Raw genomic sequence first — 19,261 nt, 5'->3', positions numbered from 1 at the left:
AAGCTAGCTTATTCCTGAAAGGAAAATATTTTCATGGCGCTTTTTACATTTTCCTGCATGGCGGTTCTCGCGGCAGCGGAGATGGAAGAGAAAAACCTGGGCTCACGCTGAAGGTGCTGCAAATAGTCCTCCGCCGCTCCTCCACCGGCCTTATCCATATAAGTAAAGTAATTGATTTTGCGTACACCCGCGCGGATCGCTCTTTGAAAATCTTCTTTGCCGATCCCGGAGCCGCCGTGCATCACCACCGGAATTCCACCGGTCAGCGCGCGCACTTCTTCCACAATGCTGAAATTCAGCTTCGGTTCTGACAAATAGATCCCATGGGTAGTTCCGAAGGAGCAGGCCAGAGCATCGATTCCGCTGGACAAAACAAATTCTTTAGCCTTCTGGGGGTTCGTATAGATTTTCGTGTTGTCTTTTTCCCCGCTTTCCTCTCCTGTGCCGGATTCCCTTTTCCCCATACTGCCCAGCTCCGCTTCCACGGACGCTCCGGCGGCTTTCGCCATAGCGACTGCTTTTCCGGTATTTTCCAGATTTTCCTCATAAGGCAGGGTGGAACCGTCGTACATGATACCGGTAAAACCGAGCTTCAAAGCCTCTTCCAAGTATTCCAAGGTTTCTCCGTGATCCAGATGGACACAAACCGGCACGGAAGCCTTTTTGGCCGCATCGACCATCACCGGCCCGATCAATGCCAGAGGCACCCAAGGCTCATGGCATTGAGCAAACTGGAGGATTACCGGAAGCGCCAGCTCCTCCGCCGCGTCTATGATTGCCCGCAGGCTTTCCAAATTTGCGGCGTTAAAGGCGCCTACGGCAATTTTCTTTTTTTCGGCAAGCTCCAGAATTTCTTTTAATGTTATCAGCATGATGCTTCTCCTTTGCTTTCTCTCTTTTTCCACCCGCTTTGGATCTTTTTGTCCAGCTCCTCCAAGGACTTTAAGCCGCTGAGTGCGTCATAGGCCGAAACGCAGCAGGCGCCTGTTGCCGCCGCGAACCGCGCGCAGTCCTCCGGCCCGCAGCCCTTTAAAAGTGACGCCAAAAAGGCTGCAATGCTGGTATCACCCGCACCCGTCCCCGAAAGGACTTGTTCGGGGATATAGCTTGCTTCAAAGCCTTCTTTTTCCGCCCAATCATCTTTTTTCAGGTCAAGCACCTTACTGATCCGCTCCAGCTGCCTGGTGGAAGCAGTTCGATAATACAGTCCCGGCGCACCGCACTTGATCAGGAGAATTTTTACTCCCAGACGCATGCAGGTTTCCGCCAGCGGGCGAATATCCTCGTTTATGCTGATCAGCTCACAGAGATCCGCAGCCCCTGCCCTTTTCCGCAAGGCTTCATACTTTTCCCTGTCCAACATATAACAGAGCTCTTCGGCGCTGGGTACAAAGATGTCCACGTAGGGAAGGGATTTTTCCAGAATCTTTTTCCAATTTGCTTTTCCCGCTTGAGAATCTGGATCTACCATGGAAAGATCCAGAGAGGTGACCGCCCCGGCGGCTTTTGCCTTTTGCAGCACCGCTACCAGCTCTTCTCCGGTATTCTCGTACATTTTGCGCATCAACGGCGGGTATCCGAAATGGAAAAGAGAAGCTCCTTCCAAAAGCTCGGAAGAGAGATCCGCGGCGGAAAACGTATCGTTGGCGCCGGGGTGGTTCAGCAGGATCCTGTCAATGCCGGGGGCTGCCAGAGCCACCGTATAGGAAGAGGTCTCCTCCTTCTCGCGAATCAGCCAGCTTTCCGCGTCCCGTTCCGCAAAATTCGAATAGATGATATCTCCAAAGGGATCGCAGCCAAGCTTTCCCACCAAAGCCGTGTTTACGTCAAACAGCTTCAGGGCAAGCCCGGTGTTTGCCACCACACCGCCGGGATATACCGCCGCTTCCCCCACGCTGAACAGCTTGCCGGGGCGGAGCAGCTGGCCGATTTCCGAAACCTTTTTCCCACCCAACGGCAGTGTGATGTCCATACACACATGGCCCGCTACTATAACCTTTTTCTCCATAGCTACAACACCACCGGGTATTCCGTGCAGAGCAGGAATTCCGCCGGAGTATCCTCTTCCACCTCCGGGAACCTCCCGGTTTCCTCCAAAAACCGGTTGTCCTTGGAATCATCATTGCACTGGGAAACCTCAATGACCATGGTTTTTCCGCCTTCCGCCCAGAAGCTGTGATACTGCCCCTGATATACGGTAATGCTTTCGCCCGGCCGCAAGCGGATCTTACTTCCGGCGGGTACTGTATAAACGCGGCCGTCTGAATGAATGGTTACGGGGCTTTCCTGATCCAAAAGATCGGTTTCCGGGTGGCTGTTGTACATTTGAATGACCAGCGTACCGCCGCCCCGATTGATAATATCCTCCATTTTATACCAATGGTAATGATAGGGCGTTATTTGGCCTTCCTCCACCACCATCACCTTTTCCGCATAGACCTTGGGATATTTCTCCGGCAGCTGCTGGTTACCGTTACGCAGGGTAAACAGGAAAAGGCCGATTTTCCGGAAATCACCCGAACCGAAATCCGTAATATCCCAGCCCAGGCAGTTTTCCCGTATTTCATCATATTCGCTTCCCTTTTTCGCCCACTCCTCAGGCGTGAAAAACGCAAAGGGCGGCAAATGGAAGCCCTGCTGTTTCAGAAATTCAATATTTTCCCGAATGATCTTGTTTATGGTAGAACGCTTCATAATTTCCCTTCCCTTTTTACAACACAGAAGTGCTGATATCCGCAAAAGAGCATAGATGTCAGCACTTTTCTGTATTGCTTCAATTTAGGAGATCGCTTTTCAAAGGATCACTTTACATACTGGCGCTTATATGCCTTATCGTACAGCTCAACCATTTTGCTCAGACCAAGGTTTTCAAGCTGCTGCACGTATGCGTCCCATTCCGCGTCGATATCCTTCTGGCCGCTGATAAACAGCGCTCTCTGCTCATCCGCATACTTCTTCACATCGACTTCAATATCGGCGACTTCGGCGTTTTCCTCATCGGTAAAAACAATGGGAGGCAAAGTCTGTTCGGGCTCAAAGCCATCATATTTCTTCGTCTGAACAAACAGGAATTGCTCAAAATAGTTGGAATCGCGCATATCAAAATTCTCCGGAGTGGTCCACAGGCCCATAAACTGGTCGTTGGTTTCGGCCCACACGCCGTTATTATCAATATGCTGGTTCTGCTCTACATTGCCCGCGCCGGTATACTCGGACAGAGCCTTATATTTGGCCTCTCTGCCATCGCAGGTTTTTTCGCCTTCCTCCGCAAGGCCCCAGTCCACACCGTACTCGCCCTTACGAGCTCTCAAAGAAGCGTCCTCGGAGAACATGAAGTCGATCAGCTTAAAGGCCTCTTCCGGATACTCACAGGCGCTGGTGATGATCGCGCGGGTTCCGCTGACGACAGTATTTCCATAATAGCCGCAGGTCTGCACTCCATCAGGCCCTTTCAGCGGAGGTACAGTTTCACTGTTCTGGGCAATGTCGGAGCTGAGATCAGCACAACCCAGAAGATGACCGCCGGAGACACAGCCTACTGTATTCTGCGCTGTCAGATTCTTGATCTGCTCGCTGTTGGAGGACCAGGATTCGGGATTGATCAGACCGTCCTTATACATCTGAGCCATGTATTTTAAGCCGGCCTTGTACTCATCTTTATCGACGATGGTATCAACGGTATCGTTTTGGACATTCAGCCTCTTATCACCGTCATCATAGATAAAGGAACACATCAGATAACTGGTGAAATCACCATGCCAGTATTCGTTGATACCGGTCAGCGGGATCTCATCGTTGGGATCGCCGTTTCCGTTGGCGTCCTGCTCCTTAAAGGCCGTCAAAACACTGCGGAATTCGTCCAGAGTAGTGGGCATTTCCAGGCTCAGATTATCCAGCCACGCCTGATTGATCCACATTTTCTGGCCGTAGGCAACATGATAAATTCCGGAATAGTTGGGAATACCATAGATATTGCCGTCGGGAGAGGTGGAGGCCCCCTCCAGGAAAGAAATTTCATTGAACCAGCGCTTGACGTTATTCCCGTACTGCTCAATGTAGTCGTTCAGCGGAACGAACGCGCCCGCGCTGCCGTACTTGCTCAAATTGGATTCGGTGATGCCGGTACCTGCGGTCCAGTACATATCCGGATAATCGCCGCTGGCCAGAGAAAGGTTCAGCTTCTGCTCGGGCTCCACGGTGGCGGACTGATCAAACTCCAGATTTACATTGGTCTGCTCCTCCAGCCACACGATGTACTTGTTGGTGTTGAAATCCTCCACGCTGGTAGGCTTCGACGTCCAAACCTTTAGTGTGATCGGGGTGTCCGTGACCCAGTTGGGGTGTTCCTCATTGGTTCCCACTGTACTGGAAGCGGGAGCGCTTGCGCTTTCAACCTTTGAGGAAGCGGGATCGTCCGTACCTGAGCTTTGGCTTGGCGTTCCGCAAGCGGCGAAAACACTGACGCACAGTATGAGGCACAGGACTAGTGCTGTGATCTTTTTACTCATTTAGTTCTCCTCCAAACATAAATTATTATCAAAAAAGGGTCATCCCTTGATTGAACCGATCATAACGCCCTTGACAAAGTGCTTCTGTACAAAGGGATAAATACAAAGGACCGGGACGCTCGCCACCACAATAATGGCATACCGCAGCAGCTCGTACATTCCCATGCGGTTTATGACAGACGCCATGGATTGGGAGCCCATATGAGTCTCCATTTTATTCTGGATCAAAAGCTCTCTTAAGATCAGCTGAAGAGATTTCAGCTCCGGGGCGGAAGTATAGATCAGCGGGGTAAAGAAATCGTTCCAATGACCTACCGCGTAATAGAGCACCATAACAGCCAGGATCGGCTTGGCCAGCGGCAGGACGATCCGAAACAGGATCCCGATATCGCTGCAGCCGTCCAGCTCTGCCGCTTCGTAAAGATCGTCCGGAATAGAGCTGGTAATAAAGCTGCGCATGACAATCATGTTGTAAATAGAAATACCGCCCAAAATGATAATGGCTGTTCTGGTATTTAACAGGGTCAGATCTTTTACCAGAATATACAGAGGAATCAGTCCTCCGGAAAAAAACATGGTGAGCATGAAAAACCAGGTGATGATCCTCTTTCCGAACAGCTTTTTCCGGGAAAGCGGATAAGCCGCCAAGGTAGTTAAAATCAAATTGAAAATCGTTCCAAACACCGTGTAAATAATGGTGTTCATATAGCCGGTCATAATACTTTTTTCCTGGAAGATCGTTTTATAAGCTTCTATGTTAAAGCCCACGGGCCACAGCCACACCTCGCCTGAAATCACCGCGTTGGAATCGCTGAAGGAAGCGCTTACCACATAGATCAGCGGATACGCCACAACAAGGAAGAAAAAGCCCAGAAAAATGTAGTTCATCACATTGAACACCTTGTCTCCTAAGGGTTCCCTGATTTTCTTCTGTTTTGTTACTGTCATTTTCTTTCCCCCCCTTTTACCATAAACTGGTTTCGCTGAATTTACGTGACAAAAGATTGACGGAGATCAACAGAATGAAATTCACAACGGAGTTAAAGAGTCCCACTGCTGTGGAATAGGAAAAGTCCATATCCAAGAGGCCGATTTTATAGGTATAGGTCGCAATGATCTCCGAAGCCTGCTGGTTCAAGTCAGTCTGCATCAGGTAGACCTTATCAAAACCGATATTCATGATCTGCCCGGTGTTCAGGATCAGCAAAATAATGATGGTAGGCAAAATGGAGGGCAAGTCGATATGCCAGATCTTTTTCAGTTTGGAGGCACCGTCCATTTTCGCCGCTTCATACAAGCTGACATCTACGGAAGAAAGAGCCGCTAAATAAATAATGGAATTAAAGCCTGTAAACTGCCAGATATTGGAAATAATATAGGTAGGCCGGAAATAGGCCGCGTCACTAAACAGATTGACCGGTTCCTTCCCAAACAGGGCCAAAATATTATTGAAAAGCCCGCCGTTTACGGAAAACCACTGCATCAGCAGGGAAACCATGATGACTGTAGAAAGGAAATAGGGAGCATAGGTCACCATTTGCACGGTTTTACTGACCGCCTTGCTTTTGCATTCGTTCAGCGCAAGCGCCAAAAGAATGGGCAGCGGAAGGCTGAAGATCAGGTTCTCAATACTGAGAAGGAGCGTATTGGAAAGAATGTTCCCAAAAGAAGGGGAGTTGAAAAAACGCTGGAAATACTTAAGACCTGTCCACTCAGATCCCATAATTCCCTTCATTGGGTTAAAGTTCTTAAACGCCAGGGTAGCGCCATACATCGGGATATAGCTGAAAATAAAAACGTAAACTACGGGGATCAGAAGCAGAAGATATAGTTGCCAGCTGCTTTTAAACCCCTTTTTAAGTTTCTTTCCCATAGATTTTTCTCCTCCTTCTCATTACGCACTGGTGAATTTCTCTAATTTTTCATTATCGTACTTCGATTTTTTATAAAAAACAATCGCTTTTCGTTTTGCCTTTTTATACATTCCTTTTGTCGAATCAGCCCTCATTTCTGTATTTTCCCGGCGGAATTCCCTCTGTTCTCTTAAAAACCTTGGAAAAATAGTATTCGTTTTTAAACCCGAGGATCTGCGCGATCTCCCCCAGCTTCATATCGCTGGTAAGAAGCATCACCTTGGCCCTTTCTACGCGCATTTTGTTCAGATCCTTGATGGGACTTACCTGAAAATATTCTTTGTACATAATGGAAAAACGGCTTTGGCTGATATTCAGCTTTTGGGCCATTTCCTCCAAACACCAATCCTTTTCCAAAGTATCGTACATGTAATTGCGCAGAGAAATCAGCTCCGCCTCATATTTCCTTTCATAGGCGGTCATCTGCGCCTGTTTCGCAGCTCTGGCTAATTTGATTAACAGTGCTTCTATTTGAATGTGGATCGCATTTTCATAATACGGCAGCTTTTTCTTTCTTTCATCGAGGATCCGCTTGATATCCCGCTCCAGCAGATCCACTCTGTTTCCCCGGATCAGCACGTTAGTGGGAATTTCCAGTTGATTCAACGTGGTTTCAAACTCCGCCTCGGGAAAAACAGAAAGCCAATCGCTTACCACGCTGCTTCTCCCTTGCTTCGGCATGGAGATCTGCTGAGTAAAATCCGGAGACTTCAGAAAACACGCACCGGATTCCGCACGCATCAGCCCCCGCTTTGTCAAAACCATCGCAGGAGTACGGAAACACCGGATCACATAGAGGTTCTCAAGATCCTGACCCATATTGGCAGAATCTTTCTCATGCTGCGCTTGTAAACCCAGGTTTTGCACACAAAACATAGCTTTGATCTCATTCCTTTCTTCACTCCGCTGAAAAGCCGTTTTTTCGGATTTTTCGTTTCTTTCAGCCACTATTTTGATTTTTTGCAACATCCTCCCTATTATTTCACTATATCACAGAAAACGAATTTACAAGGCAATTCAAAAGGAATGTATAAAAAGACAATTACTTTTTGCATTGCTGTTTCACCCTTTTTTCATTATGGTTTGTCCAAGGAACGTACTTTACGAAATAAGTACGGGTCAATTTTGTCAGGCGTTTTCAAAAGAACGTCTGTAAGAGGAGTTGTAGCAATGTATCAGTTTGATCGAAAAAAGTATGAAGAAAGAATGAAATGGTTTGTGCATGACCGGTTCGGCATGTTTATCCACTTCGGCTTGTATTCTCTTATCGGCAGAGGGTGCCTGGTGCAGGAAACCGAGCGGTTCCAGGACGAGGAGTATACTCCCTATGCCAAGGAATTCAACCCCGCCCCCAACTGCCCCAGGGAATGGGCCAGACTTGCCAAAAAGGCAGGCATGAATTACATGGTTCTGACGGCCAAGCACCATGAAGGCTATTGCTTGTTTGACAGCCAGTATACCGACTATAAGATCACAAATTCCCCTTATGGAAAGGATCTGATCCGGGAATACGTGGAGGCTTGCCGAGAGGAGGGCCTGAAGGTCGGCCTTTACTATTCTCTGCTGGACTGGCACCATGACGACTATCCCCATTACGGGAACAGCCGCCATCCCCAGGGAAATGATCCCGCCTTCCCCAATGACGACCGGGATTTTGACAGATACCTGACCTATATGCACAACCAGGTACGGGAGCTTTGCACCAACTACGGAAAAATCGATATCATGTGGTTTGATTTCTCCTATGATGACATCAACGGAGAGGACTGGAGGGCCACCGAGCTGGTGACCATGGTGCGGGAGTTACAGCCTGGGATCATTATCGATAATCGCCTGGAGACCTCCGCCGCCAAAAAGGACTCCATGTCTCTGGGAAAACCCCCCCCCTATCACGGGGATTTCTGCTGCCCGGAACAGGTGATCCCGCCTGACGGCATGAAAGACGTCAACGGAAACGATTTGATCTGGGAATCCTGCGTGACCATCAACAACCACTGGAGCTATGCCAAAGACGATCACTTTTTCAAGTCCACCCCCATGCTGATCAAAAAGCTGGTGGAGATCGTTTCCAAAGGCGGAAATCTGCTTTTGGATGTGGGGCCGGACGCCAACGGCTATATCCCGGAGAAATCTGTAAAGGCTCTGGAGGAAATCGGCAAATGGATGGAGAAAAACAAGGACAGCATCATCGGCTGCGGAAAGTCTGAGCTTCCTAAGCCGGACTGGGGCAGGATCACTCAAAACGGGAAGGACCTCTACCTGCACGTGTATGAAAACACAGTAGGCCCCCTGCCGCTGCACGGCGTTTCCAGAGAGGAGATCAAATGTATCCGGGAACTGGCCAGCGGTTCTGAAGTGCGTATTTCTGATGCCTGGGTAACCATCGGACTGGACGCCGATTACGCCTTTATCGACCTGGGAGAAGACCCCGATTTACCCGATCCCATCGACACCGTACTAAAAGTAACCTTAAAATAACTGAATACGGGCATAAAAAAGAATCTCCTTAGCGGATCGTACCGTTAAGGAGATTCTTTTCGTTGTATGAAAGGCCCTTCTCTAACTGCTAACTGCTAACTCCTAACAACTAAATCAGTACATATCGGGAGCGGCGGGGGCCGGGGCGGGAGCGGGTTCTTTGATATCCGCTACCAGGGATTCCGTGGTCAGAATGGTAGAGGCCACGGAGGAGGCGTTCTGCAGGGCGGAACGGGTCACCTTGGTGGGATCCACAATACCGGACTTGACCATATCCTGGAATTCACCGGTCAGGGCGTTGTAGCCATAGCCCACCTTGTTTTTCGCTTTGAGCTGCTCCACGATCACGGAGCCCTCAATGCCGGCGTTGGCGGCGATCTGACGCACGGGCTCCTCCAGAGCTTTCAGCACGATAGCCGCGCCGGTTTTCTCATCGCCCTCGGCGGATTCCACATAGGCCTTTACAGCGGGGATCGCGTCGATGCAGGCGGTACCGCCGCCGGCTACGATGCCTTCCTCCACGGCGGCCTTGGTGGCGGCCAGAGCGTCCTCAATGCGGAGCTTCTTTTCCTTCATTTCGATCTCCGTAGCGGCGCCCACCTTGATCACGGCAACACCGCCGGCCAGCTTGGCAAGGCGCTCCTGCAGCTTTTCCCGATCAAAATCGGAGGTGGTGGTTTCGATCTGGGCGCGGATCTGACCGACGCGGGCCTTGATATCAGCAGAATTTCCGGCGCCGTCTACAATGATGGTGTTTTCCTTATCCACCTTGACCTGGCGGGCACGGCCCAACTGGGAAACCTGAGCGTCCTTCAGCTCCAGACCCACTTCCTCGGAAATGACCTGGCCGCCGGTGAGGGTGGCGATATCCAGCAGCATTTCCTTTCTGCGATCGCCGAAGCCGGGGGCCTTGACGGCAACACAGGTAAAGGTACCGCGGAGCTTATTGAGGATCAGGGTGGTCAGAGCCTCGCCCTCGATATCCTCGGCAATGATGAGCAGCTTCTTGCCGGACTGTACCACCTGCTCCAGCAGGGGCAGGATCTCCTGAATGTTGCTGATCTTCTTATCGGTGATGAGAATGTAGGGATCGTCCAGATCCGCTACCATCTTATCGGTATCGGTGGCCATATAGGGGGTCACATAACCGCGGTCAAACATCATGCCCTCTACCACTTCGCTGTAGGTCTCGGCGGTTTTGGACTCTTCCACGGTGATCACGCCGTCGGAGGTGACCTTCTCCATGGCCTCGGCAATCAGGTCGCCGATCTCATCGCTGGAGGAGGAAACCGCCGCTACACGGGCAATATCCTTGGTGCCCGAAACCTTGTGAGAATTCTTCTCAATGGCTTCGACAGCCACCTCGGTGGCCTTCTGTACGCCCTTGCGCAGCACCATGGGATTGGCTCCGGCGGTAACGTTCTTCATGCCCTCGCGAACCAGAGCCTGTGCCAGCAGCGTGGCGGTGGTGGTGCCATCGCCGGCAATATCGTTGGTCTTTGTGGCCACTTCCTTAACGAGCTGAGCGCCCATGTTCTCATAGGGATCTTCCAGCTCTACCTCTTTGGCGATGGTCACGCCGTCGTTGGTGATGAGGGGAGCGCCGAATTTCTTATCCAGCACCACATTGCGGCCCTTGGGCCCCAGGGTGATCTTTACCGTATCGGCCAGCTGGTTTACGCCGCTCAAAAGAGCCTTGCGCGCGTCCTCGCCGTAAATGATCTGCTTTGCCATAGTATATCGATCCTTTCTAAAAATACTTGAATAGTGAAGAACAGATTACAAGCTTACTCAACCACAGCCAGGATATCGGACTGCTTTACGATGGTATACTCTTCCCCATCGATCTTTACTTCCGTGCCGCTGTACTTGGCGGAGATCACGCGATCTCCTTCTTTCAGGTACATCTTGATCTCCTTGCCATCCACTTCGCCGCCGGGGCCCACCGCAATCACGCGGGCGATCTGGGGCTTTTCCTGAGACTTGGCTGCCAGTACGATGCCGCTCTTCGTGGTCTCCTCCGCTTCCTCAGCCTTGATCAGAACTCTGTCCAACAGTGGTTTAATGGTCATAAACACACACCCTCGGCCCTTTTGATTTTCCGTTTTCCGGGCCGTTCCTTTCTCCCCGGTAAAAAATCTCAACTGTTTTCGCTCTCTCCGGGGAAGAGGGCTAAAACCGCGCGAAGCCGCGCGAAAAAGAGGATTACCTTCCTTTGCGCCGAAGCAGGCGAAGGCTTTCACCGCTTTGGCGTTCTCAGGGGATTTTAGCACTCTTTACCCCTGAGTGCTAAACTTATTTTAGCTTCATGGTCAGGAAAAGTCAATAGGTTTTTAGAAAAATTTGACTTTTAACAAATCCTTCATATTTTGGGGGCGCAAATGTGAATGAGAAATTAGGAATTGGCAATGAGCAATTAGCAGGGGGCAACAAAACAATAAATTGAATGCGGTAAATTATAGTTTGGCGACGAGGCGCCGCGGCCACTCGTGCCCTTGCTTGGTGCAGGAAAATGATTTCTGACCCGACCGCAGGGAGACCGCTAAATTATAGTTTCGCACACAGGTCTCTCACCGTCATTCTGAGCCGTAGGTGAAGAATCTCGGCCTTGATTCCTACGTAAAAAGGGCAAAAGGACGAGATTCTTCACTTCGTTCAGAATGACAGGTGGGAAGTGAGCACCTCGCCGTTGGTCGGGTCGAAAACCAGTCTCCTGCACCCAACAGCTTCACAAGCAGGTGTAGCGGCACGCTACAAATTCCAATTTATCTGCTTGCTAACGGTCGGGCCAGAAGCTGTTCTCTTACACTCGGCCGCTTCACGAGTGGCTGCGGCGCCTCGCCGCTAAATTCCAATTTATCTGCTTACTAAGGGTCGGGCCGGAAACTGTCCGTTTGCACTAAGCAGCTTCACGAGTGAGTGCGGCGGCCCAAGCGTTGTAACCAACGCTGCAAATTCCAATCCAGCGGGCGCTGGTTACAATCGGGCGCTGCCTGCAACGCTTGGGCCCTTTCATTGCTAATTGCTAATTGCTAATTGCTAATTGCTAATTGCTAATTTCTCATTGCTTATCGCCGCTTAACCCCGATTTGACCTTCTTCACGTTTTGGGGTATGATAGTTTCCGGTTTCAATGTTCGGAAGGGAGGTCACAAGCCATGGCGAGTCACGACTTGACACAGGGCTCTGTTACAAAAACTATGCTGCGCTTTGCGGTGCCTATGATCTGCGGTAATCTTTTGCAGCAATTTTACAATGTGGCGGACACTCTCATTGTGGGCCGTTATCTGGGTTCTGACGCGCTGGCAGCGGTGGGCTCCGCTTATACGCTGATGACCTTTCTCACTTCGATCCTGCTGGGGCTGTGCCTGGGAAGCGGCGCGATCTTTTCCATGCGCTACGGGGCGGGAGATCTGGAGCGGCTGCGGTCTGACCGGTTTGTTTCGTTTCTTTTGATCCTTGTCCTTACCCTGGCGCTGAACGCCGCGGCCTTTCTCTTTTTGGATGAGATTTTAGCCGCGCTTTCCGTGCCTGCCCAGGTGTATTCCCTGATGCGGGAATATGTATGGGTGGTATTCTGGGGGATCGGCGCCACTTTCCTGTACAATTATTACGCCTCCCTTCTGCGGGCTGTGGGAAATTCCATGGCTCCCCTGCTGTTTCTGGGCGGCGCGGCGTTTCTGAATATCGGGCTAGATCTTCTGTTTGTTCTGGTGCTTCAGCGGGGCGCCGCCGGAGCCGCGTGGGCTACGGTGATCGCACAATGGTGCTCCGGGCTGGGGATCCTTTTGTACACGCTGCTACGCTGTCCCTGGCTGCGGATCCATCGGGGCGCTATGAAAATCAGCGGAAAGGCGGTCAGAGAATTAAGCTCGGCCTCTGTACTCACCTGCTTACAGCAATCCGTGATGAATTTGGGGATCCTGATGGTGCAGGGCCTGGTAAACAGCTTTGGGGCCGGAGTGATGGCAGCTTTTGCCGCCGCTGTGAAAATCGATTCCTTTGCCTATATGCCCGTGCAGGATTTCGGCAACGCCTTTTCCACCTTTATTGCCCAGAACTACGGCGCAAAAAAGCCGGAGCGTATTCGGCGGGGAATTCGCTCCGCTCTGCGTGTGTCTCTCCTTTTCAGCCTGTGCGTCTCCGCTCTTGTGGTGCTGTTTGCCCGGCAGCTGCTTTTGCTGTTTCTTCAGCCTCAGGAAACGGAGATCCTTTCCATCGGCATTTCCTATCTGCGGATCGAGGGCGCGTTTTACTGCGGGATCGCCGGGCTGTTTTTGCTGTACGGGCTGTACCGGGCCATTGAGCGCCCCGGCATGTCCCTGATTTTGACCGGGATCTCTCTGGGTACCCGGGTCCTGCTGGCCTATACCCTTTCCGCCGTACCCTGGATCGGCATCACCGGCATCTGGTGGTCGGTTCCCATCGGCTGGTTTTTGGCGGATCTTGTAGGAGTTCTCCGGTTTCGCACGCTGAAGCACCGTCTGGTTTCCTAAGGCGGCACAGAAAAGCGGCCCTTCCGCGTTAAACTGTGCGGAAGGGCCGCTTTTTTGTTTACAACTATTTTTCCTTTTTCTCCGGCGAATGCTGCCGCTTCCACTCCTTGATCTGCCGCAGGCGTTCCTTTACTCTGGCCTCGCTGCCCTGGTCGGTGGGGTGATAATAGCTTTTTCCCTGAAGGGAATCCGGCAGGCACTGGAGATTTGTCAGCTTTTCCTCCGTATCGTGGGCGTATTGATAGCCCTCGCCATAGTGCAGCTCCTTCATCAGCCTGGTGGGGGCGTTGCGGATCGCAAGGGGCACCGGCTCCGCCAGCATCTCCAGCGCGTCCTTTTTGGCGCTTTCATAGGCCATGTAGAGCGCGTTGGATTTCGGGGCCAGAGAAAGGTACACCACGGCGTGGGTGAGATGCACGGTGCATTCCGGCATACCGATAAAATGGCTGGCCTGCCAGGCCGCCGTGGCGATCTCCAGGGCCCGGCTGTCCGCCATGCCGATATCCTCGCTGGCAAACCGGATCAGGCGCCTTGCCACGTACAGGGGATCCTCCCCGGCCTCCAGCATACGGGCCAGCCAGTAGACCGCCGCGTCCGGGTCGCTGTTTCGCATGGATTTGTGCAGGGCGGAGATAAGATTGTAGTGCTCTTCCCCCTTTTTATCGTACAGCAGGGATTTCCGGTTGACGCACTGCTCCAAAAGCTCCGGGGTCACCACTACCTTTTTCCCGGTATGCTCCGCGTTCAGCAGCACCATTTCCAATGTGCCCAGGGCCGTGCGGGCGTCGCCGTTAGCGAAACTTGCCACGGTTTCCAGCATATCCTCCGAAATTTCCACCTCCATGCCCGGGAAGCCTCGCTCGTCCCCCAGAGCGCGGTGCAAAAGCTTCGTCAGATCCGCCACAGTCAGCGCCTGAAGCACGAACACCTTGCACCGGGAAAGCAGAGCGGAATTCACTTCAAAGGAGGGATTTTCCGTGGTGGCGCCGATCAGCACGATGCTGCCCCGCTCTACAAAGGGCAGGAAGGCGTCCTGTTGAGCCTTGTTGAAGCGGTGGATCTCATCTACAAACAGAATGGTCTTTTCCCCCAGCAGGCGGCTTTTCTCCGCCTCGCCCATGACCTCCTTAATCTCCTTGATTCCACTGGTCACGGCGCTGAAATTGATAAAATTTGCCTGGGTCTTTCCGGCGATGATCCGGGCAAGGGTGGTTTTGCCCACCCCAGGCGGCCCCCAGAAGATCATGGAGGTAACCTGATCTCGGTCAATGAGCCTCCGCAGAACCTTGCCCTCCCCCAGCAAATGCTCCTGCCCTACAAATTCCGTGAGATCCCTGGGACGCAGGCGGGTGGCCAGCGGAACGCTTTGGGGATCCGGCTCAAAAAAGGTTTGCTGCCACATGCTCACTTCTCCCTTCGGTATGAAAGATTTTCCTGCTCCAAAAGCGGTTGGTCCGATTCCACGCCGCTGCCGTAGAGCTCTTTCCAGGCCGGGTAATCCTCCCGCAGAATACAGTAGCACATGTCGTCCATGATCTCTCCATCGCTTCGGCGCACGGCATGGTGAATGGTACCCTCATACCGGAAGCCGCATTTTTCGATGACCCTTCGGGAACGAGTGTTTTCCGAAAAATGACTGATCCCCAGCACATCTACCTTTTCCCGTTCAAAGGCCCGCACAATCATGGCCCGCAGGGCCTCCGGCATATAGCCGTTCCCCCAGCAGTCCCGCCGCAGCTCATACCCCAGAGACAGGCTCTTCACATGAAACCGGCGCAGATCGGATTGGAACTTGATCCGCCCGACCACCTGACCCGTTTCCTTCAGGGTAATGGCAAAGCACCCCTCATTGCGCTGATCCCGGTGAAAGGCGGTCATGGCCTTTTCCAGGGTGGAAGCAGGCTCTGCCCCGGCGGGAAGCATGACCTCCGGATCGGACATAAGCTGTACATACTCCTGAAAATCGTCCCTCTTCCAGCGCCTTAAAAGCAGGCGGGCGGTTTCCATTTCTCCTCTCAGCCTTTGCAGCAGCTTCATAAGCTACCCTCCACAAAAAGACCGGCGATCACCGGTTTTTGAAATACTGATAAAACTGGCATTTGATCATACCGTTATAAAGCTTACGGCGTTTATCGGCTTTCCGACCGAAGAGCTTTTCAAAGTCCTCGTCCGGCGTAATGATCCCATAGCTCCAGCCGGGCTTCTGCTGGAACACCCGGCCCAGGGTGCGGTAAATTTTTTCCGCCGCCTCCAGATCCAGCAGCCGTTCTCCATAGGGCGGGTTACACACCACGCAGCCGTACTTATCCTCTGAGGAAAATCCTTCGATCTCCCGTTTCTCCGCCTTCACGAAACCGGCCACCCCGGCCTTTTTGGCGTTTTCCAGGGTCAGGGCAACGGCGGCGGGATCGATATCATAGCCGGAGGCATGGAAGACGGCGTCCCGGCGGATCAGATCCTCCGCCCGCTCCCGCTCCGTTTTCCAGAGGCCCGGCTCCGCGTCCTTCCAGGTTTCCGCCAGGAAACGGCGGCCCAGGCCGGGGGCCCGGTTAGAAGCCAGCAAGGCAGCCTCAATCAGCAGCGTGCCGGAGCCGCAGAAGGGATCGATCACATTGCCGTCCGGCCGAACACGGGCCAGCTTGCACAGGGCGGCGGCCAGGGTTTCCTTGATAGGCGCGGCGGTGGATTCCCGGCGATAGCCCCGCTTGTGAAGCCCCTCGCCGCTGGTATCCAGCATCACGCTGACCTGATTCTTCAAAATACGAAACTTGATTCGGTGGAGGGGGCCCGTTTCCGGGAACCAGGAAAGCCGGTACCGCTCCTTCAGCCGCTCGACCACCGCTTTTTTGATGATCGCCTGGCAATCCGGAACGCTGTGCAGCTGGCTGGAAAGGCTGCTTCCGGTAACAGGAAAAGTATCTTCCCGCTGTAGAAAAGCCTCCCAAGGCAAGGTCTTTACTCCCTGAAACAGCTCCTCAAAGCTCAAGGCCCGGAATTCGCCCAGCAGGATCAGGATCCGCTCCGCATAGCGGCTGTTCAAATTGGCGCGGGCCAAAGTGGAATAATCCCCTTCAAAAACCACCCTGCCGTTTTCCGCCCGTACCGCTTCGCACCCCAGCTCCCGGAATTCCTCTGCCGCCAGGCCCTCGATCCCCAGCAGGCAGGGAGCGCAAAAGGTCATTTTATCAGGCATGCTTCCAACTCCTTTTTCCGGGAAAGCACCGGTTCGATCACACCCGGCGGTTTGGCGTGTATTCCGCGCGCCAAATGGAACCAGCGCTTCCCTTGCTTTGTAAGAGCCTATCCCAAAGTAATCGGCACACAACTTGCTTGCATATTTTCAACCATACATTGTCTGGCTGAAAATCTGACGGCGCAATCTGCGCACCTCTTATTTCGGGACGGGCTCTAAAAATGATTTTCAACCATTGAGAAGCGGGGAAAACCGTCACGGTCTTCCCCGCCGTTCTGCTTTTTTATACAGTTCACAGAAAATTATCCGGCATCCGGTACCAGCAGCCCATAGGCGCCATCCTTCCGGCGGTACACCACGTTGATTTCCCCGCTCTCATCGTCCCGGAACAGGAAAAACTCGTGATCCATCATGTTCATCTGCAAAATGGCCTCCTCTGGAGTCATGACCTCCACAAAGAATCGCTTGGTGCGCACAACGTCCAGGGACTCGTCCGGCTCATCGTAATAATAATCCTCGGAAAACTCAATGCCAGGAGCCATCTTCTTTGCTTTTTCCAGGCGCGTTTTATTCCGGCGGATCTGCCGGCCCAGGGCTGAAATAGCGTGATCCAGCGCCTCGTTCATTTCGTTTGCCGTATCCTCCGCCCGATAGATCATGCCACGCTGCCGAATGGTGATCTCCACCCGCTGGCAATTTCTTTCCACTGTCGCGGTGACAGTGGCCTCGGCGTCCTCATCGAAGATCCTGTCAAACTTCGAAAGCTTTCTTTCCGCCATTTCCTTGAAATTGTTTCTCAGGCTTACTTTTCTTCCGATAACATTGATCTTCATGACCTGTACCCGTTGCCACGGTTCTTCGTGGCAAGCTTCCTTTCGCCAGAATTTCAGAGAAGAAGCTCAGCTTCCCTCCGTGCTACTATTTTAGCATATTCCTCTAAAATAATCAACATTTTCTTTTCAAGGTTGTTCAAAAAGCGAAAGCCTTTTGAAGTGTTTTCCAAGCCAGGAAATTTGCGTGGAGGCAATACAGCGCAATTCTAAGCGCTGTATTTGTGCAGTAGATTTTTCGTCAGAGTACAAATTGAGTACGGTCGATCTCACGGTATTGGAATAGCGTTTTTGTGGTATTTTCTATGCTTTCTATTTTATCAAGTATTCCTCTGTAATATATTTGTCTGTCCAAAGCTGCGCTTCTACATAATGCCTGCCTACCGCTTCCACAAAAGCATCAAAATTGCCGCCATACTTCAGTAGCTGCTCTTTTATATCCTCCATTGTCAGTAATTCTATCTTTCCGTATTTCCCGTAATCAGCCCCGCTGTCCCCTATTGTGAAGCTGATATGACAAGGCAGAATATCCCGCAAACGCAATCTTGATTCTATTCCTTTTCCAAACCAATCAAAAAGATACTCGCTTCCTTCCATTACAAAGGAGAGTGGGTGTTTTTCTTCCGGTGTGCCGCCTAATTCAATGAACCGTGAATATAAATATTCGTCTTGGCTTTTTCGCAATGTGTAGTAATTTTCAAAGTCTGCAAAGCGATAAAAAGCTGTAGTCTCCGGATGTGATTCTGCAAACGCGGAAGCCAATGCAAATGCTTCTTTTTGAGGAAGTCTCATGATATTCTTTAACGGAACACAATCTGGGTAACAGTAGTTCACAAGAATCAATTCATCAAATGTCTTCACTCATATCCTCCATAAAGCATCCATTTATTTTCAGTATACCGCTTTTTACTGGAATACAGGGCATAGCAGCCGCCTAAAGAACGATCGTTTCGTGGCGGGTCACATGGCAGCCCACGTTTACTGCCACCGGCAGGCCGGCGATATGAGTGGGAAACGCTTCCAGATTCACCGCCAGGGCCGTTACCCTGCCGCCAAAGCCCTGGGGACCGATCCCGGTTTCATTGACCGCCTCCAGCAGCTCCGCTTCCAGCCCAGCATAAAAGGGGTCTGGATTTCGCACAGAAACCTCCCTGCACAGCGCTTTTTTCGCCAGATACGCACAGAGCTCAAAATCCCCGCCGAGCCCCACGCCCAAAACCACCGGCGGACAAGGGTTACTTCCAGCCAGTTTCACGGTTTCTACGACAAAATTCAGAATATCCTGCTTCTTTGCCGCTGGGGTAAGCATTTTGAGCCTGCTCATATTTTCGCTGCCAAAGCCCTTGGGGGCTACCGTCAGCCGGAGCTTGTCCCCCGGCACCAGGCGCGTATGCAGCACCGCCGGCGTATTGTCCTCCGTATTTTCCCGGCGCAAAGGATCCCTTACCACAGAGCAGCGCAGCAGCCCTTTCAGATACCCCTCCCGAACGCCCCGGTTTACGGCGGCTTCAAAATCGCCGAGGATATGGAGCTCCTGGCCTACTTCTGCAAACACCACCGCCATTCCGGTATCCTGACAGATGGGAATTTTCATTTCCCTGGCGGCGTCTAAATTCCGGCACAGATCACACAAAATCGCCTTTCCCACAGAGCTTTCTTCCCAATCGGTGCTGTTCCGAAGATGTTTCTCCAGGTCCGGCGGCAGCTCCCGGTTGGCTCTCACACAGGCCTTACTGACCGCCGCAGTGATCGCTTCCACTGTGATCTCCCGCATAGAGCTCTCTCCCTTCACAAAGAAAAAGGCCCCGAAGGGCCTTGAAAGACCCTTTTAGGCCTTTTCTAAT

Annotated in this window: 17 protein-coding genes; 2 read left to right on the top strand and 15 right to left on the bottom strand. The window is 52.0% G+C overall.

All coding sequences use genetic code 11. The annotated features are described in order from the left end of the window. Positions 1 to 8: 8 nt before the first annotated feature. From U8T64_RS06510 to U8T64_RS06480, 7 genes are all read right to left on the bottom strand, one after another. On the bottom strand, positions 9 to 872 hold the full coding sequence (locus U8T64_RS06510) for a class II fructose-bisphosphate aldolase (RefSeq protein WP_322182134.1): 864 nt from the start codon (positions 870 to 872) through the stop codon (positions 9 to 11). Beyond that, the gene (locus tag U8T64_RS06505; RefSeq protein ID WP_322182132.1) at positions 866 to 2,008 is read right to left on the bottom strand and encodes a carbohydrate kinase family protein; all 1,143 of its coding nucleotides are present in this window, start codon (positions 2,006 to 2,008) and stop codon (positions 866 to 868) included. Before U8T64_RS06505 ends, U8T64_RS06510 begins: the two co-directional genes overlap by 7 nt. Positions 2,009 to 2,010: 2 nt before the next feature. Then, on the bottom strand, positions 2,011 to 2,694 hold the full coding sequence (locus tag U8T64_RS06500) for a D-lyxose/D-mannose family sugar isomerase (protein ID WP_322182131.1): 684 nt from the start codon (positions 2,692 to 2,694) through the stop codon (positions 2,011 to 2,013). 107 nt (positions 2,695 to 2,801) lie between these two features. After that, positions 2,802 to 4,508, bottom strand: coding sequence for an extracellular solute-binding protein (locus tag U8T64_RS06495; RefSeq protein WP_322182129.1), 1,707 nt, complete (start codon positions 4,506 to 4,508; stop codon positions 2,802 to 2,804). A gap of 39 nt (positions 4,509 to 4,547) precedes the next feature. After that, complete coding sequence (locus tag U8T64_RS06490; RefSeq protein ID WP_322182127.1) at positions 4,548 to 5,456, bottom strand: carbohydrate ABC transporter permease; 909 nt, start codon at positions 5,454 to 5,456, stop codon at positions 4,548 to 4,550. A gap of 16 nt (positions 5,457 to 5,472) precedes the next feature. Further along, positions 5,473 to 6,381 carry an ABC transporter permease gene (locus U8T64_RS06485; RefSeq protein ID WP_322182125.1) on the bottom strand — a complete coding sequence of 303 codons (909 nt, stop codon included), beginning with the start codon at positions 6,379 to 6,381 and terminating at the stop codon, positions 5,473 to 5,475. 124 nt (positions 6,382 to 6,505) lie between these two features. After that, on the bottom strand, positions 6,506 to 7,240 hold the full coding sequence (locus U8T64_RS06480) for a helix-turn-helix transcriptional regulator (RefSeq protein ID WP_322182123.1): 735 nt from the start codon (positions 7,238 to 7,240) through the stop codon (positions 6,506 to 6,508). 351 nt (positions 7,241 to 7,591) lie between these two features. On the opposite strand from U8T64_RS06480, the gene U8T64_RS06475 reads away from it, so the two are divergent. Further along, the gene (locus U8T64_RS06475; protein ID WP_322182121.1) at positions 7,592 to 8,899 is read left to right on the top strand and encodes an alpha-L-fucosidase; all 1,308 of its coding nucleotides are present in this window, start codon (positions 7,592 to 7,594) and stop codon (positions 8,897 to 8,899) included. A 114-nt stretch (positions 8,900 to 9,013) separates the two neighbouring features. Here the strand turns inward: U8T64_RS06475 and groL are convergent, their stop codons facing one another. Together groL and U8T64_RS06465 are read right to left on the bottom strand one after the other, a co-directional pair. After that, the gene (groL, locus tag U8T64_RS06470; protein WP_322182119.1) at positions 9,014 to 10,633 is read right to left on the bottom strand and encodes a chaperonin GroEL; all 1,620 of its coding nucleotides are present in this window, start codon (positions 10,631 to 10,633) and stop codon (positions 9,014 to 9,016) included. A gap of 53 nt (positions 10,634 to 10,686) precedes the next feature. Next, entirely contained in the window at positions 10,687 to 10,971 is a 285-nt protein-coding gene (locus tag U8T64_RS06465) for a co-chaperone GroES (protein WP_322182117.1), read from the bottom strand. A 1,085-nt stretch (positions 10,972 to 12,056) separates the two neighbouring features. On the opposite strand from U8T64_RS06465, the gene U8T64_RS06460 reads away from it, so the two are divergent. Beyond that, positions 12,057 to 13,394 (top strand): MATE family efflux transporter, encoded by a 1,338-nt coding sequence (locus tag U8T64_RS06460; RefSeq protein ID WP_322182115.1) that lies wholly within the window; start codon positions 12,057 to 12,059, stop codon positions 13,392 to 13,394. A gap of 64 nt (positions 13,395 to 13,458) precedes the next feature. On the opposite strand, the gene U8T64_RS06455 is transcribed toward U8T64_RS06460, so the two are convergent. The 6 genes from U8T64_RS06455 to U8T64_RS06430 all read right to left on the bottom strand — a co-directional run bounded on the left by U8T64_RS06455 (position 13,459) and on the right by U8T64_RS06430 (position 19,191). Continuing rightward, a complete protein-coding gene (locus U8T64_RS06455; protein WP_322182113.1) occupies positions 13,459 to 14,796 on the bottom strand; it encodes a replication-associated recombination protein A in 1,338 nt (445 codons plus the stop codon). A gap of 2 nt (positions 14,797 to 14,798) precedes the next feature. Then, positions 14,799 to 15,431, bottom strand: coding sequence for a GNAT family N-acetyltransferase (locus U8T64_RS06450; protein WP_322182111.1), 633 nt, complete (start codon positions 15,429 to 15,431; stop codon positions 14,799 to 14,801). A gap of 28 nt (positions 15,432 to 15,459) precedes the next feature. Continuing rightward, entirely contained in the window at positions 15,460 to 16,587 is a 1,128-nt protein-coding gene (locus U8T64_RS06445; protein ID WP_322182109.1) for a THUMP domain-containing class I SAM-dependent RNA methyltransferase, read from the bottom strand. Between the two features lie 302 nt (positions 16,588 to 16,889). Continuing rightward, positions 16,890 to 17,420, bottom strand: coding sequence for a ribosome hibernation-promoting factor, HPF/YfiA family (hpf, locus tag U8T64_RS06440; RefSeq protein ID WP_322182107.1), 531 nt, complete (start codon positions 17,418 to 17,420; stop codon positions 16,890 to 16,892). A 309-nt stretch (positions 17,421 to 17,729) separates the two neighbouring features. Further along, a complete protein-coding gene (locus U8T64_RS06435) occupies positions 17,730 to 18,278 on the bottom strand; it encodes a hypothetical protein (RefSeq protein ID WP_322182105.1) in 549 nt (182 codons plus the stop codon). Between the two features lie 73 nt (positions 18,279 to 18,351). After that, positions 18,352 to 19,191: a fumarate hydratase gene (locus tag U8T64_RS06430; protein ID WP_322182103.1), complete on the bottom strand. Its 840-nt coding sequence runs from the start codon at positions 19,189 to 19,191 to the stop codon at positions 18,352 to 18,354. Positions 19,192 to 19,261 lie beyond the last annotated feature (70 nt).

This window comes from Neglectibacter caecimuris (assembly GCF_034335015.1).
GTDB lineage: Bacteria > Bacillota > Clostridia > Oscillospirales > Acutalibacteraceae > Acutalibacter > Acutalibacter caecimuris_A.
This window is presented reverse-complemented; position numbering and strand designations above follow the sequence as displayed.

Coding starts and splice junctions, on each gene's coding strand:
- U8T64_RS06510 (WP_322182134.1), bottom strand. CDS start 872: ATGCTGATAACATTAAAAGAAATTCTGGAGCTTGCCGAAAAAAAGAAA.
- U8T64_RS06505 (WP_322182132.1), bottom strand. CDS start 2,008: ATGGAGAAAAAGGTTATAGTAGCGGGCCATGTGTGTATGGACATCACA.
- U8T64_RS06500 (WP_322182131.1), bottom strand. CDS start 2,694: ATGAAGCGTTCTACCATAAACAAGATCATTCGGGAAAATATTGAATTT.
- U8T64_RS06495 (WP_322182129.1), bottom strand. CDS start 4,508: ATGAGTAAAAAGATCACAGCACTAGTCCTGTGCCTCATACTGTGCGTC.
- U8T64_RS06490 (WP_322182127.1), bottom strand. CDS start 5,456: ATGACAGTAACAAAACAGAAGAAAATCAGGGAACCCTTAGGAGACAAG.
- U8T64_RS06485 (WP_322182125.1), bottom strand. CDS start 6,381: ATGGGAAAGAAACTTAAAAAGGGGTTTAAAAGCAGCTGGCAACTATAT.
- U8T64_RS06480 (WP_322182123.1), bottom strand. CDS start 7,240: ATGGGTCAGGATCTTGAGAACCTCTATGTGATCCGGTGTTTCCGTACT.
- U8T64_RS06475 (WP_322182121.1), top strand. CDS start 7,592: ATGTATCAGTTTGATCGAAAAAAGTATGAAGAAAGAATGAAATGGTTT.
- groL (WP_322182119.1), bottom strand. CDS start 10,633: ATGGCAAAGCAGATCATTTACGGCGAGGACGCGCGCAAGGCTCTTTTG.
- U8T64_RS06465 (WP_322182117.1), bottom strand. CDS start 10,971: ATGACCATTAAACCACTGTTGGACAGAGTTCTGATCAAGGCTGAGGAA.
- U8T64_RS06460 (WP_322182115.1), top strand. CDS start 12,057: ATGGCGAGTCACGACTTGACACAGGGCTCTGTTACAAAAACTATGCTG.
- U8T64_RS06455 (WP_322182113.1), bottom strand. CDS start 14,796: ATGTGGCAGCAAACCTTTTTTGAGCCGGATCCCCAAAGCGTTCCGCTG.
- U8T64_RS06450 (WP_322182111.1), bottom strand. CDS start 15,431: ATGAAGCTGCTGCAAAGGCTGAGAGGAGAAATGGAAACCGCCCGCCTG.
- U8T64_RS06445 (WP_322182109.1), bottom strand. CDS start 16,587: ATGCCTGATAAAATGACCTTTTGCGCTCCCTGCCTGCTGGGGATCGAG.
- hpf (WP_322182107.1), bottom strand. CDS start 17,420: ATGAAGATCAATGTTATCGGAAGAAAAGTAAGCCTGAGAAACAATTTC.
- U8T64_RS06430 (WP_322182103.1), bottom strand. CDS start 19,191: ATGCGGGAGATCACAGTGGAAGCGATCACTGCGGCGGTCAGTAAGGCC.